Origin of the sequence: Marinomonas algae, from assembly GCF_047525555.1 — a bacterium.
Lineage (GTDB): Bacteria > Pseudomonadota > Gammaproteobacteria > Pseudomonadales > Marinomonadaceae > Marinomonas.
The window spans coordinates 12,134-26,400 of the sequence record NZ_JBLIXK010000013.1 but is presented as its reverse complement, the minus strand read 5'-3'; the positions used below and the strand labels follow the sequence as shown (position 1 = coordinate 26,400).

14 protein-coding genes are annotated in these 14,267 nt (G+C 42.3%); 8 read left to right on the top strand and 6 right to left on the bottom strand.

The window, feature by feature from the left end; all coding sequences use genetic code 11:
- Positions 1 to 687 (bottom strand): RseA family anti-sigma factor, encoded by a 687-nt coding sequence (locus ACMUMQ_RS14380; RefSeq protein WP_414682653.1) that lies wholly within the window; start codon positions 685 to 687, stop codon positions 1 to 3.
- 2 nt (positions 688 to 689) lie between these two features.
- Positions 690 to 1,277: an RNA polymerase sigma factor RpoE gene (gene rpoE, locus ACMUMQ_RS14375; protein ID WP_414682652.1), complete on the bottom strand. Its 588-nt coding sequence runs from the start codon at positions 1,275 to 1,277 to the stop codon at positions 690 to 692.
- 234 nt (positions 1,278 to 1,511) lie between these two features.
- On the opposite strand from rpoE, the gene nadB reads away from it, so the two are divergent.
- A complete protein-coding gene (nadB, locus tag ACMUMQ_RS14370) occupies positions 1,512 to 3,107 on the top strand; it encodes an L-aspartate oxidase (RefSeq protein WP_414682651.1) in 1,596 nt (531 codons plus the stop codon).
- Here the strand turns inward: nadB and ACMUMQ_RS14365 are convergent.
- Together ACMUMQ_RS14365 and ACMUMQ_RS14360 are read right to left on the bottom strand one after the other, a co-directional pair.
- A complete protein-coding gene (locus ACMUMQ_RS14365) occupies positions 3,104 to 3,496 on the bottom strand; it encodes a hypothetical protein (protein ID WP_414682650.1) in 393 nt (130 codons plus the stop codon). The genes nadB and ACMUMQ_RS14365 overlap by 4 nt on opposite strands.
- A 40-nt stretch (positions 3,497 to 3,536) precedes the next feature.
- Entirely contained in the window at positions 3,537 to 3,806 is a 270-nt protein-coding gene (locus ACMUMQ_RS14360; protein ID WP_414682649.1) for an FAD assembly factor SdhE, read from the bottom strand.
- Between the two features lie 328 nt (positions 3,807 to 4,134).
- On the opposite strand from ACMUMQ_RS14360, the gene ACMUMQ_RS14355 reads away from it, so the two are divergent.
- The 6 genes from ACMUMQ_RS14355 to ACMUMQ_RS14330 all read left to right on the top strand — a co-directional run bounded on the left by ACMUMQ_RS14355 (position 4,135) and on the right by ACMUMQ_RS14330 (position 10,860).
- Positions 4,135 to 5,457, top strand: coding sequence for an ABC transporter substrate-binding protein (locus tag ACMUMQ_RS14355; RefSeq protein ID WP_414682648.1), 1,323 nt, complete (start codon positions 4,135 to 4,137; stop codon positions 5,455 to 5,457).
- A 99-nt stretch (positions 5,458 to 5,556) separates the two neighbouring features.
- Positions 5,557 to 6,417 (top strand): carbohydrate ABC transporter permease, encoded by an 861-nt coding sequence (locus ACMUMQ_RS14350; protein ID WP_347984573.1) that lies wholly within the window; start codon positions 5,557 to 5,559, stop codon positions 6,415 to 6,417.
- 11 nt (positions 6,418 to 6,428) lie between these two features.
- Entirely contained in the window at positions 6,429 to 7,259 is an 831-nt protein-coding gene (locus ACMUMQ_RS14345; RefSeq protein WP_414682647.1) for a carbohydrate ABC transporter permease, read from the top strand.
- A gap of 18 nt (positions 7,260 to 7,277) precedes the next feature.
- Positions 7,278 to 8,372 carry an ABC transporter ATP-binding protein gene (locus ACMUMQ_RS14340; RefSeq protein WP_414682646.1) on the top strand — a complete coding sequence of 365 codons (1,095 nt, stop codon included), beginning with the start codon at positions 7,278 to 7,280 and terminating at the stop codon, positions 8,370 to 8,372.
- A gap of 1 nt (position 8,373) precedes the next feature.
- Positions 8,374 to 9,804 (top strand): mannitol dehydrogenase family protein, encoded by a 1,431-nt coding sequence (locus tag ACMUMQ_RS14335; RefSeq protein WP_414682645.1) that lies wholly within the window; start codon positions 8,374 to 8,376, stop codon positions 9,802 to 9,804.
- Between the two features lie 156 nt (positions 9,805 to 9,960).
- Complete coding sequence (locus ACMUMQ_RS14330; protein ID WP_414682644.1) at positions 9,961 to 10,860, top strand: AraC family transcriptional regulator; 900 nt, start codon at positions 9,961 to 9,963, stop codon at positions 10,858 to 10,860.
- A gap of 76 nt (positions 10,861 to 10,936) precedes the next feature.
- Here the strand turns inward: ACMUMQ_RS14330 and xylB are convergent, their stop codons facing one another.
- Positions 10,937 to 12,430, bottom strand: coding sequence for a xylulokinase (xylB, locus tag ACMUMQ_RS14325; protein WP_414682643.1), 1,494 nt, complete (start codon positions 12,428 to 12,430; stop codon positions 10,937 to 10,939).
- 185 nt (positions 12,431 to 12,615) lie between these two features.
- On the opposite strand from xylB, the gene ygfZ reads away from it, so the two are divergent.
- Entirely contained in the window at positions 12,616 to 13,527 is a 912-nt protein-coding gene (gene ygfZ / locus ACMUMQ_RS14320; protein ID WP_414682642.1) for a CAF17-like 4Fe-4S cluster assembly/insertion protein YgfZ, read from the top strand.
- Here ygfZ and ung read toward each other — a convergent pair whose 3' ends face one another.
- A complete protein-coding gene (ung, locus tag ACMUMQ_RS14315; RefSeq protein WP_414682641.1) occupies positions 13,528 to 14,247 on the bottom strand; it encodes a uracil-DNA glycosylase in 720 nt (239 codons plus the stop codon).
- Positions 14,248 to 14,267 lie beyond the last annotated feature (20 nt).

The window sequence follows — 14,267 nt, the reverse complement described above, 5'->3', positions numbered from 1 at the left end:
CTATTCTTCCACGGGATAGCTAACAACGCGCGCCATAGGAATCATCCCTTGCCCAACCGCCATCGCTGCTTGCTCTGCATGCTGGCGCAAGTAATGCTGCAGCCTAATATTATCGGCTGGTAAGGCTTCGTTTTTAAGCTCATCCAAAGATGCTATGGCTGTGTCTGCCACAATCGAAGGCTCCTGAACGTCAGCAACCACCGCGGTTGTATTCGCTTCGGGAGTAAGTAATAAATTGCCACCAAAAATCACCACAAAAGTCACACTCGCTGCGATCGCCACATTAGAAAACATCGTTTTCCACGTAAATGGCATGACTTTGTGAGCAGATTCTTCATTGTCCAATAATTGGTCATTCGCAACTTCTAGGTCTTTCGTGATGCTTTCTGGCACTGTTTCCAAAGAAGTAAAATGATGGCTGCTTGCATTAGACATATCTTCTTGCAATGCATCTTCAGCATCGATTTCAGCTCGAATACGAGACACCAAACTATCTTGCAATCCAATCGACACTTTGGACTCTTTATGCAAAGTCTGCTGGATCAAGTGAAAGCTCTCTAACTGTCGACTGATCTCAACATGGCTTTCGCTAAGCAAAGACTCAATATCTTGCTCTGTTGCTTCGCCATCAAACATTGCAGACAAACTAGAAGGTGAGGCTAGGGAATGATCGTTTGTCGTTGCCATGATTACTCTCCTGACCCCATCAAGGGGCGTATGTGTTTTTCAACGGCTTCTCGCGCGCGAAAAATACGTGATCGAACCGTCCCAACAGGACAGTCCATAATTAATGAAATATCTTCGTAACTTAATCCATCAAACTCTCGCAGAGTTAGTGCACTGCGCAATTCCTCTGGCAAATTTTTGATGGCTTGATGCACCGCCTTTTCAAGACGGTCAGTGTTTAAATTTGCTTCAGGTGTGTCGATATCCGCCAAGGCTTCATAGGCACAAAAAACTTCTTCATTATCAAGTTCAACATCAGATTCTGGAGGTCGACGGGAACGACTAACCAAATAGTTTTTTGCCGTGTTAACCGCTATTCGATATAACCAAGTATAAAATGCGCTTTCACCACGAAAGTTCCCAATGGCACGATAGGCCTTAATAAAACTTTCCTGAGCAACATCCAATGCTTCACTTCTATCTTGTACATAACGCCCAATCAGGCTTACAACTTTGTACTGATACTTAGCAACTAAAAGGTCAAATGCTCTCTTGTCGCCCTGCTGTACTTTCTCAACTAACGCCTGATCGGAAGACGTTTCGTGCTGCATAGGCACCTCATACTAAACTCTTATTTTTCATGTGTGCCTCTTTGTTGAATATACAGACAACAAGGAGGCTTACGAGTTCCCAATGAGAACCGCCAATTCGGTCATTTATAACCAAATGCTTCATTTTTACCAAAACTATTTAGAATAATGAAAATGGAATAGACAGAAAGTATTCACTATTACTGATCAACAATAGTAACATTCATTTCTTAATCACAATATTAGATCAATACCATGAGTCGACATTATCAACACGACATCGTCATTATTGGCGCCGGCGCGGCTGGATTAACACTCGCTTTAGAACTCGCAGATAAACACAGCGTCGCCATTTTAACAAAAACCGACATACGTGAAGGGTCAACTTTATACGCTCAAGGTGGCGTGGCGGCCGTATTATCAGATACGGACACGATTGATTCACACATCAATGACACAATCGATGCCGGTGTTGAATTGGGCGATCCAGAAGCGATTCGCTTTACTGTTGAGCACTCTAAAGAGAGTATCGACTGGTTGATTGGTCAAGGCGTTCCTTTCACTCGCTATGGCGAGGGCGATGAATACCACTTAACAAAAGAAGGTGGCCACAGCCACAGACGCATTATCCATAGCGCCGATGCAACAGGTCTAGCCATTTCAAAGACCTTAATTAAAAATGCGACGGATCACCCTAATATTGATTTTTACCCTGATCGTGTCGCTATCGATATCGTCACCACGAAAAAATTGGGACTTCCAGGTGAAAATCGCGCGGTTGGCGTTTATGCACTCAATCAAGAAGACGATGTTATTGAAGCCTTTCATGGCCAGTTCATCTCCTTAGCTTGTGGCGGCAGCAGTAAGGTCTACTTATATACAAGCAATCCAGACACAGCATCTGGCGATGGTATTGCAATGGCTTGGCGAGCAGGTTGTCGGGTGGGCAATATGGAATTCAACCAATTCCACCCTACTTGTTTGTACGACGCTAAAGCGAAAACCTTTTTAATTTCAGAAGCGGTTAGAGGAGAAGGCGGCAAGCTCTTACTTCCGGATGGCACACGTTTTATGTCGAAGTTCGACCCACGAGCAGAACTGGCTCCTCGTGACATTGTCGCTAGAGCAATCGACCATGAAATGAAGCGACTGGGTATCAATCACGTTTTATTGGATATTTCCCATAAAGACGAAGAGTTCATTAAAGAGCATTTCCCAACCATCTATAAACGCTGCTTGGAATATGGTCACGATATGACAAAAGGCCCGATTCCTGTCGTCCCCGCGGCTCACTACACTTGTGGTGGCGTTGTCGTAGACAAACACAGCGCAACAGACATAGACAACCTCTATGCTATTGGTGAAACCGCTTACACAGGGCTGCATGGTGCAAACCGACTAGCCAGTAATTCATTGTTAGAATGTATTGTATTCGCCCGATCTGCAGCAGACCACATAGCCAAACATGACAACAAACACGAGAAAATAACCATTCCAGATTGGGATGAAAGTAAGGTCACTAACTCGGACGAGGATGTGGTGATCACGCACAACTGGCAAGAGTTAAGACGTTTCATGTGGGATTATGTCGGCATAGTAAGAACAGACAAGCGCTTATTGAGAGCCAAACACAGGGTCGATCTCTTACTTTCTGAGATCCAAGAGTTTTACGCGAATTACAAGGTATCAAACGATTTGCTGGAACTGAGGAATCTTGCAATGGTAGCAGATTTGATCATTCGCTCGGCCATGTCTAGAAAGGAAAGCAGAGGATTACACTTCACATTGGATTACCCTAATAAGCAGGAACCGAGCTCTCCAACAATATTATCACCTCACAAACCAAGCTAGTCCTTCGAGAAGCTTTTCCTTGCTTCCTCACTGCGGCTCAACAAGATTTGTTGCGCCGCATAGGATTGCAGCATTCTGTACTTTTCTGCGCTCACACTATCACAGTAAACCACATGAAATTGTGGCCAAAGCCATCCCAATAACTTTGATTTTTGCTCTCGTTTAGCAATGAGCTGGAAACTATTTACTCTGACAAATAGTAACCTTACAACACGACCTCGCTTACACAAAAAAGCGCCATCAGCATCAATGCCAATTTTCGCTTTGTCTTGTTTGTGTCGATAAAGCAAGAAAGCAAAGCCCGACAAAAAAGTACCGAGCAGTAGATATGCCCGCAACAAAGCAGGCATCCAGAAGAGTTGAAAAAGTGCTGCATAGGAAAGAAACATGACGCCCCACAAGCAGCAGCTAATTTTAGAGAGGTTTATCTCAGTGGCTTTCAGGCTGTACACGGGTCACAATAATATCAACAATACGAGCCAAATCTGGATCCTGTGGCACGTCGGTTTGCATAAACCACAAGAACAAATCTTGGTCTTCACACTCTATGAGCTTATAAAAGCGCTCTTTATCTTCTTCATCTAGGGTTAAAAAAACTTCATCTAGAAAAGGCTCTAATAAAAGATCCAATTCCAACATGCCACGACGGCAATGCCATTTTAGGCGCTTAAAGCTTAATGAATCTGCAGTTTCCATCATAAAATCACCTTTCGAATACAAACTTTTGCATTATAGCCATTTCTCACACAAAAAAACGCAAACCCTTACGCTAATTAACTGAGGCAAATCAGAAAAAGTTCTAATATGACGAAAGATAAAATGGTCAAAGCCTCGAAAAACGCATATTAAATTGACTGTATTTTGTCAGTAACAATTGAAATGAAACAAAATAGTACATATATTGGCAATTTATGTATTAACGCGTCAATTGTGAGATGACCTATATTAGGTTCCACTTGGTGACTATTCACTGAGAAATTAGGTCAAATTATATAAAAACAAAGAAACTCCAAACTGGGAGAAACCTATGAAAAGCCTTACTAAAAATACTTTAGCTTACGCGGTATCCATCTCTGCAGCCATGACGGCAGCCAGCACTACCTTCGCAGAAACTCAAATCACAGTGGCCACTGTAAATAACGGTCACATGATTGAAATGCAAAAACTTACTCCAGAATTTGAAAAAGCCAACCCAGATATCAAAGTGAAATGGGTGACTTTGGAAGAAGGTGTATTACGTCAAAACGTTACTCAAGACATCGCTAACAAAAGTGGTCTTTATGATGTTATGACAATTGGTATGTACGAAGCGCCTATTTGGGGCGATCGTGGTTGGTTAACTCCTATCGATGTTAGCGGCTCTTACGATGTACAAGACATCCTGCCTTCTATCCGTCAAGGTTTATCTCACGAAGGCACCCTATACGGCGCACCATTCTACGGTGAAAGCTCTATGGTTATGTACCGTAAAGACCTAGTGAAAAATGCAGGCATGACAGTAAGTGATCGTGATAGCTGGGAGCACATCCGTGATGTTGCAGCCGCTGTACACAACCCAAGCGAAGGCGTTTACGGTATTTGTTTACGCGGTAAAGCTGGTTGGGGTGACAACATGGCACTTATGACAACTATTGCTAACTCGTTTGGTGCTCGTTGGTTCGATGAGAACTGGAAGCCACAGTTAGAATCAAAAGAATGGAAACAAGCCGTTTCTTTCTATGTTGATCTTTTGACTAAATACGGCCCTCCAGGTTCAAGCAGCAACAGCTTCAACGAAAGTTTGGCGTTGTTCAACGAAGGCAAATGCGGTATGTGGATTGACGCAACAATCGCAGCGTCTTTCGTAACTGATCCATCACAAAGTAAAGTAGCTGATCAAGTAGGTTTCGCTCAGTCTCCTATCAGCGCAACAGACAAAGGTGCTAACTGGCTTTGGTCTTGGTCTCTAGCAATCCCAGCAGCGACTAAGAAAGCAGAAGCGGCTCAAACGTTTGTTCGTTGGGCGACATCTAAAGAGTACATCCAGCTAGTTGGTGAAACAAATGGTTGGGCTGCAGTACCTACAGGTACTCGTTCTAGTACTTATGCTAATCCTAAGTTCCAAGAAGCTGCAGTTTTTGCAGATGCAGAGTTGAAAGCAATCAATTCAGCTGATCCAACTGACAGTACATTGAAACCATCTCCTTACGTTGGTGTTCAATTCGCAGCGATTCCTGAGTTCCAAGCAATTGGTACAACTGCAGGACAAATGATTTCAGGTGCTCTATCTGGCTCTATGTCAATAGATCAAGCTCTAAAATCTGCGAACATCTCTGCTGATCGTCAAATGCGTCGTGCAGGTTACTACTAGTCTAGACTGACTAAGAAATAGGGCTATTTAGCCCTATTTCTATCTAATTCCGTCCGCTTTCAGGACGAGCTTTTCTGCTTATAATAAGAGACATATAACATGAAGCGTTCAATCACTCGCTTATTAATGGCGCCGTCTGTCATCCTGCTTTTAGCTTGGATGATCATACCTTTGTCCATGACTATTTACTTTTCGACTATCGAATTTAGTGCGTATAATCCAGATCAAAATGACTTTGTTGGTTTGCTAAACTTTGAGTTTTTCATTACTGATCCAGCATTTTTACCTGCAGTAACAAATACATTAATCCTGCTGCTATCTGTTTTGTTCATTACAGTGGTATTCGGTGTCATTTTATCAGCACTGATTGACAAGCCTTTCTTTGGTCAAGGTATTGTTCGAGTATTATTAATCTCACCTTTTTTCATCATGCCAACCGTCAATGCATTGATTTGGAAAAACATGATGATGAATCCCGTGTATGGCATCTTTGCTTGGATATCCACTTCACTAGGGTTAGAGCCTATTGACTGGTTGTCTACTTATCCGCTTATGTCAATCATCATAATGGTGAGCTGGCAGTGGCTACCATTTGCTATTTTAGTTTTTGTAACGGCTCTTCAGTCACAAGACACTGAACAAAAAGAAGCGGCTCAAATGGATGGCGCAAATGGCTTTCATATATTCCGCTACCTAACCGTTCCTCACTTAGCACGCCCTATTGCGGTCGTTGTTATGATTGAGACTATTTTCCTATTAGCTGTTTTTGCTGAAATCCTTGTGTCTACAAATGGTGGACCAGGTTATGACAGCACAAACCTAACCTACTTAATTTACAATCAAGCGCTTCTACAGTTTGATGTTGCAGCAGCTTCTGCTGGTGGCCTGCTAGCGGTTGTACTAGCAAATATTGTCGCCTTCTTCTTAATTCGTGCCGTTGGCAAAAACTTAACGGTGTGAGGTAAATAACCATGACTCTTACTCAACAACGCAAACTAAAAACGATAATAACAGGGCTTTTCGCTTGGACGGTGGCATTGGTTTTATTCTTTCCAATCTTCTGGATGTTTATCACCTCTTTTAAAACAGAGCTTCAAGCGATTTCCACTCCACCGTCATTGTTCTTTGAGCCTACTTTGCAAAACTTTGTAGAAGTACAGGAACGCAGTAACTATCTACACCATGCTCTTAATTCTGTCGTGACGGCATTTGGTTCAACTATTATCGCTCTGATCATTGCGATCCCAGCAGCCTACTCAATGGCCTTTTTCCCTGGAAAGCGCACTAAAGACATTCTTTTGTGGATGCTATCTACAAAAATGCTACCAGCTGTTGGTGTATTAGTACCAATTTACATCCTTTGCCGTGACTACGGGTTATTAGACTCTCGTACTGCATTGGTGATTATCTTCACCTTGATGAACCTACCAATCATTGTGTGGATGCTGTTCTCTTACTTTAAAGACTTGCCGAAAGAGATTTTAGAAGCAGCTCGTATGGATGGCGCAACACCTTGGGATGAAATGATAAAAGTGGTTATGCCTTTATCGGTTGGTGCCATTTCATCCACTGCACTTTTATCTATCGTTCTGTGCTGGAATGAAGCCTTTTGGTCTATCACCTTAACCGCGTCAGAAGCCGCACCATTGACAGCGATGATCGCATCCTACTCAAGCCCTGAAGGTTTGTTCTGGGCGAAGCTATCTGCTGCATCAACTTTAGCGTGTGCTCCAATCGTTATATTCGGTTGGTTCTGTCAAAAACAATTAGTCCAAGGCCTTACATTCGGCGCCGTAAAATAATTATTAGGAAGTTTTCTCATGTCTTACTTAACTATTACAGATTTACAAAAACATTATGATAGCTACCACGCTCTACGTGGTATTAACCTAACCATAACTGAAGGCGAGTTCGTTGTTTTTGTTGGGCCTTCAGGTTGTGGTAAATCAACATTATTGCGTACCATCGCAGGACTTGAGTCCAGCTCTGGCGGTACGATTGAGCTAGATAATCGTGACATCACTGAATTAGCGTCATCAAAACGTGATTTAGCAATGGTGTTCCAGTCTTACGCTCTATACCCACACATGACAGTGGCAGACAACCTATCTTTTGCTCTACGTCTTGCAAAAATCCCAGACGATGAGATCCAAGAGAAAGTGCGCTCTGTATCTGCTTCATTGCAACTTGATCCATTACTAGATCGTAAACCAAAAGAACTGTCTGGTGGTCAGCGTCAACGTGTTGCTATTGGTCGTGCGATTGTGCGTCAACCTAAAGTCTTCTTATTCGATGAGCCTCTATCTAACCTTGACGCAGCACTTCGTGTACAAATGCGTCTTGAGTTAGCTCGTCTACATAAAAAACTTGGTACAACCATGATTTATGTAACCCACGACCAAGTAGAAGCGATGACACTAGCAGACCGGGTTGTTATCTTGAATGCTGGTCAAATCGAGCAAGTAGGCACGCCACTAGAATTGTACCGTCAGCCAAACAGCCGCTTTGTTGCTGAATTTATTGGTACGCCAAAAATGAATCTTATCCCAACAGATAAAGCGACATTAGAAGGTGACAACCTAGCCATTGGTTTACTTGGCAAGCACATTGACTTCCCTGCTAAACGCCTAAAAGAATCTCTATCTGCTTCCACTATTCTTGGCATCCGTCCAGAGCACATGCAACTGGTTGAGCAAGATGGTGATATCACAGGTCGCATCGAGTTAATCGAGCATTTGGGCTCAGAAGCTTATGCACACATTCAGCTGTCCAATAACCAAACAATTATTGTAAAAGCGGCTGCACGTAGTGAATTGCAAGATGGCCAAGAAGTTAATATCAAAATCGATATTGATGAAGTCATTTTATTCAATGAAAACGATCGTGTGATTTCGGTGATTCCTGAGGAAGCGTAACATGTCAAATCATCTTCAAGCTTCACTTAACCAAGACCAACTTTCTGTTCAAAACTATCAGAAAGATGCTGTTCAGGCTGGAGTCGTACATTTGGGCGTGGGTGCATTTCACCGCGCCCATCAAGCAGTCTATTTTGATCGTCTGTTAGCAAATGAAGACGAACAAAACTGGGGAATCATTGGCGTCAATATTCGCCCACAAGACAGCCAAGCTTTTTCACGCTTCATTGAACAAGATGGCGAATACGTTTTAAAAACCATGGCAGCAGATGGCGAAACAAATTACGAACACATTCGCTCTCTGATCAAACAAATTGATGGTGCACAAGCTCCAGACGATGTTGATAATGCGCTTGCAGATGCTAGCATTCAGCTTGTTACTTCAACAGTAACAGAAGGTGGTTATTACCTTGATGAAAACCGCAAGTTAATGCTCGACCACCCAGCTATTAAAGGAGACATAGAAGGTGCGAGAAACACTCTTTATGCTTTCTTGTACGCTGGCCTGAAGAAACGCAGTGAAACATCCAAAGCAAAAATCACACTATTATGCTGTGACAACCTTCGCCACAACGGTGAATTATTGCAAGCTGGATTAATGCAGTTCCTAGAAGCCAAGCAAGACATTGAACTGGCTAACTGGATCAAGCAAAACGTGTCTTTTCCTTGCTCTATGGTAGACCGCATTACACCAAAACCAAGTCAGCAACATGTCGATGACGTTCAGTCTCGCTTCGGTGTTGATGACCAAATGACGGTTATGGGTGAAGATTTCATCCAGTGGGTTGTGGAAGACAATTTTGCCGGTAAAAAGCCATCTCTTGATAAAGTTGGTGTTCAATTTGTTCAAGACGTTGTGCCATTCGAAGAAGCTAAGATTCGTATTTTGAATGCAGGCCATACTTGTGTCACTTATCAAGCGGCGCTAAAAGGTCTGACTTACTTTGATGAAGCAATGCGTGATGAAGAACTACACCAGTACTTCAAAGACTTCATTTTACAAGATTCGATTCCAGCCATTGGTGACTCTGTCGTGGATTTACCAGCTTACTTAGACATCATTGCAAAACGCTTTAGCAACGCCAATATTGGTGACACGGTTGAACGTATCTGTAGTGATGGTTATGCCAAATTTCCGATTTTTGTTTTCCCGACATTGGAAGGCACATACCGTAAAGGCAGAACGCCAAGTAAGACAATTCAAGGCATCGCTAGCTGGTTTACATTTATTCAGTTAACGAATGAAGGTAAAATAAAGACTCAATATCATGAACCAAGCAAAGCCGAAGTAGCTGCTTTTACTAACACTGCAGAAGGAATCAACGCTTTTGTCACAGACAGTTTTTTGTGGGGCAATGTACCGACAGAATTCCCTGAGTTTGTAACTCAATTGACTCAAGCTATTCACGCCAATATGGAAAAGTACGCTTAGGTAGGTAGCTACTACCTAGCTTAAGAAGCAAACTTTGGCCAGCCTATGTTTCATAGGCTTTTGCTTCTTGAGCCTCTTAATTAAAAATAAGAAAAAATGGCAAGGTAAAATAGAGTCTCCACTCTGTATCTTGTTTTGTTAATACGGGAAAGTACTATGACCACTACAGCCAAACGCCTCACACCAGAATATGAGCTTGTCGACGACAACGAAACCATTCGCTATCAAGAACATGGATATCCATGCGACCTTATTCGCTGGCACGCCCATGACGATTACGAGCTTCATTTTATTGTAGCGACATCAGGTAAAGTATTTATTGGTGACTTTATTGGTAACTACTCTCCCGGACAACTGATCTTAACAGGGCCAAGACTTCCCCATAATTGGATCTGCCAAAACGACCAAGAAAGCGTCGAAACTCGAGATATGCTGATTCGTTTTGATCATGAATCTTTTTCAAATGGTATGAAAATTATCCCTGAGCTCGCTGAAATTATTCCTATGCTTGCTAAGGCAAAATCGGGCATCGAGTTTTTTGACCTAGACCCGGAGTATCTAAAAGAGATTTTTAGAAAAGTACGTGATACCAGTGGTTTATCTCGCTTAATGGTCGCTTTGCCTTTATTACAAAAACTGGCAAAAACACCAAATTACCGCTTACTTTCTACAGTACAAATTGACTTAAAATCCAATGAAACATTGCAACGTAAAATCAATACTGTTGTAGATTATGTCTCACAAAATTACAGCCAAGACATCACGCTCTCCAGCGTAGCTAGCTTAATTGGTATGTCAGATAGCCATTTTTCACGCTTCTTTAAAAAAGCGACTGGCAACCGTTTTATCGAATTCGTAAATCGCGTTCGAATCAGTCGTGCATGCAGCCTGCTAACAGAAACTGACCAACAAATTGCGACCATCTGCTTCCAAGTAGGCTTTAACAACGTGGCTAATTTCAACCGACGTTTTCACGAACTAAAAGGCGTCACACCAAGAGATTTCCGCTCTCAAAGCAACATTCGCATCGATGGTTTAGCAACCGTTACACATTGATTCCTAAACAAATATTCACAAAAAAACGCCGCTTAATATTAAGCGGCGTTTTTGTTTTCACATACTAAAAGAGACGCTAAATAGACGATAACGTCATGAGCTCCGTATTAAGCATATGAGTCGATTGATAAAGCTTTTGGAATAAAGCGTACTTCTTCTGATAATACTCAGCCGTTGTTGCATCAGGCTCATGAGTTTCTAGAACTTCTGGCATAGTGCAATATTCTTTTATAAGCCACTCGATATCTTTCCCTTGGCTTTGCTGCTCGCCCAATAATGCCAACCTTGCGGCTCCCAAACCAGGACCCACATCGCCACCATCACGGTAAATTAATCGCTTCTCAAGAACATTCGCTATAATTTGACGCCACATAGCAGAACGCGCACCTCCTCCAATGAGTGATAACTCACTCACTTTACTGCCCGCACTCATTAACGCATTTTGGCAATCCAGCAGAGAAAACGCCACACCTTCTAAAATCGCTAACGTCATTTCCTCTCTACTTGAGGAGTTAACAAGTCCAACAAATTGGCCGTTTGCCAGAGGATCATTATGAGGCGTACGTTCACCATTTAGATAAGGAAGAAACACAACATTGGTTTTCTGTACATCAGACTCTTCTAAAGAATCTAACAACTCTGGAACGGTTTTATCCACCAGCTTGGCAAACCAAGCCAATGAGTTCGCCGCACTTAATGTCACTCCCATTTGATGCCAACGATTCGGTAAAGCATGGCAAAACGCATGTACTGTGTTTTGGGGGTTGGCTTTGTGGGATTCGCTTACTGTGAAATATACGCCAGATGTTCCTAAAGAGATAAAACCTTGCTCTGGGTTCGTGACCCCCATACCAACGGCTCCAGCAGCATTATCCCCAGCCCCAGCAACCAGCGGTAACTTAGGCAAACCTAGTTCATTGGCGACATCAGTGGATAACTCTCCTACGAGAGCACAACCTTCATAAACCTTTGGCATGTTGCTTTGAGTTAAACCTGTTACTGCTAACAACACATCATCCCATTGACGAGTCTCTGGATTGAGCCATAAGGTACCTGCTGCGTCTGAGCAATCAGAAGACATAAAGCCAGTTAGCTGGTATGCAATGTAATCTTTAGGTAACAATACGAACGCAAGCTTTTCAAAAATATCTGGCTCATTCTCTTGCACCCAACGTATCTTAGGTGCAGTAAAGCCGGACATAGCAAGATTTCCGGAGCGTTCAATTAAGTCTGGATATTCTTCCATTAAAGCCTGACATTGTGCCTGACTTCGACCGTCGTTCCACAAGATACAAGGGCGCAAAACATTGCCATCTTTATCCAATAAAGTGGCGCCATGCATTTGTCCAGATAAACCTACCGCTTTCAGCTTAGCCAAATCAAAGCGCTGCTGTAATTGCGCAATAACATCAACACACGCTTGCCACCAAGATAAAGGGTCTTGCTCTGACCAAGTTGGAAAAGGTGAGCTAGTCGATAAAGAAGCAGACTCCTGCGCTAATACATTTCCTTTTTCGTCAATTATGACGCCTTTTAAACCCGAAGTTCCAAGATCAAGACCTAAATACATACCTATACTCATCTCATTAAAGATACTAAGTGAAACTGACGCGACAACTGGGCTGTGGATATTCGACCAATAAGCGTGCCATCATAATGAAATCATTCTTTCATACCTATTGAAAATACAGAAATAGCCATTACTGATACATTACCGAATTAATCTGCTGCAACTCTACTTTTGGAAATCATGATATGACTTCATTTAACGACACAATGACATCCCTATTACAAAATAAAGAGGTTATTGCTCAACAAAAGATTGGAGTGCTTAAAGCAGCGGGACCAGATGCAAAGAAATTCTTACAAGGTCAAATTACCTGCGACATCAATAAGCTCACTCAAACTGATGCACTCTATGGTGCAATATGCAGCATCAAAGGACGGATTATCACTAATTTCTATCTCGTCCAAAACAACGACGACGTGCTGATGCTAATGAGTGCGGACCTAGTAGAAAAGACATTACTACATTTAAAAAAGTACGCTGTTTTCTTTAAGGCTGAATTGTCAGATGAAAGTGAACATTTTCACTTGTATTCAAGATTAACAACGGCTTCTGTTGAATCCGCACCAGAAACACTTACAGAGAAACTGCCCGCTATTACAAATGATAATGGAATCAAGCTAACAGTTAGCCAGTATCCAATTACCGTTCAATGGCTACTTACCGACTCAAGCAACAAAATAGAAGAGCAAAACCAAGAACTCGCAGCGCTCGAAATACTGTCTGCTCGTCCAGTGATCAACCTAGAACAAAGTGAAACCATCTTGCCACAATGGTTAAACATGCAAAGAACCGGCGGTATTAGCTTCACAAAAGGTTGTTATACAGGACAAGAAATTGTCGCGAGAATGCAATATAGAGGGAAATCCAAAAAACAGCTCGCACTTTTTCAGTCGGAAATCCCAATGGAAACAAACCAAGACATTCTAGATAAAGAAGGCAAAAACGTTGGGCAAGTCATCAAAGCTGCGGCTTTATCAAATGGATATTTAGCACAAGCTATTATCAATACTGACCCAAGTGAAATCGATGGTTTCTTAATAGATAACCAAACCATCAATCACCTATCCTTGCCTTATTCCATCGACAGCGCCAACTAATCAAAAAGGCAATTCAACTTGTCCTGTTTCAGCCAATTCAATGGGGTTTAAAGCCCATTGAATTGGCGTTTTTCCTTGCTCACTTAAATAATGATTCGCCTTAGAAAAGTGCTGGCACCCGAAGAAACCACGATAAGCCGATAAAGGCGAAGGATGAACCGTTTCTAAAACACAGTGTTTATCACGATCAATTTCTTTGCCTTTTTTCTGTGCGTAAGCGCCCCACAACATAAACACTACACCTTGGTGTTGTTCATTTATCAAAGCAATGATCTTATCCGTAAAGGCTTCCCAACCTTTATTTTGGTGAGAGCCCGCTTTGCCTGCTTCGACTGTCAAAACACTGTTTAACAGCAAAACGCCCTGCTCTGCCCATTGCTCCAAATAACCATGAGTTGCAGGGGGAATACCTAAATCCGTTTCAAGCTCTTTGTACATATTCACCAAAGAAGGCGGCACCTTAACACCGGGTTTCACAGAAAAAGATAAGCCATGAGCCTGCCCTTCGCCATGATAAGGATCTTGACCAAGTAGCACGACTTTTACCTTATGAAAAGGCGTAGATTTTAACGCAGAAAAGTATTGGTTCTCATCAGGGTAAATCGTGCTCGCGGCTTTCTCTGCTGATAAAAAAGCCAATAAGGATTGCATATAATCCTGATTTAACTCGTCTGCCAAATCTTCATGCCAGCTTTTTACTGTTGCTGTGTTCTCATTCATTTAATCTGCTTCATTTTTTC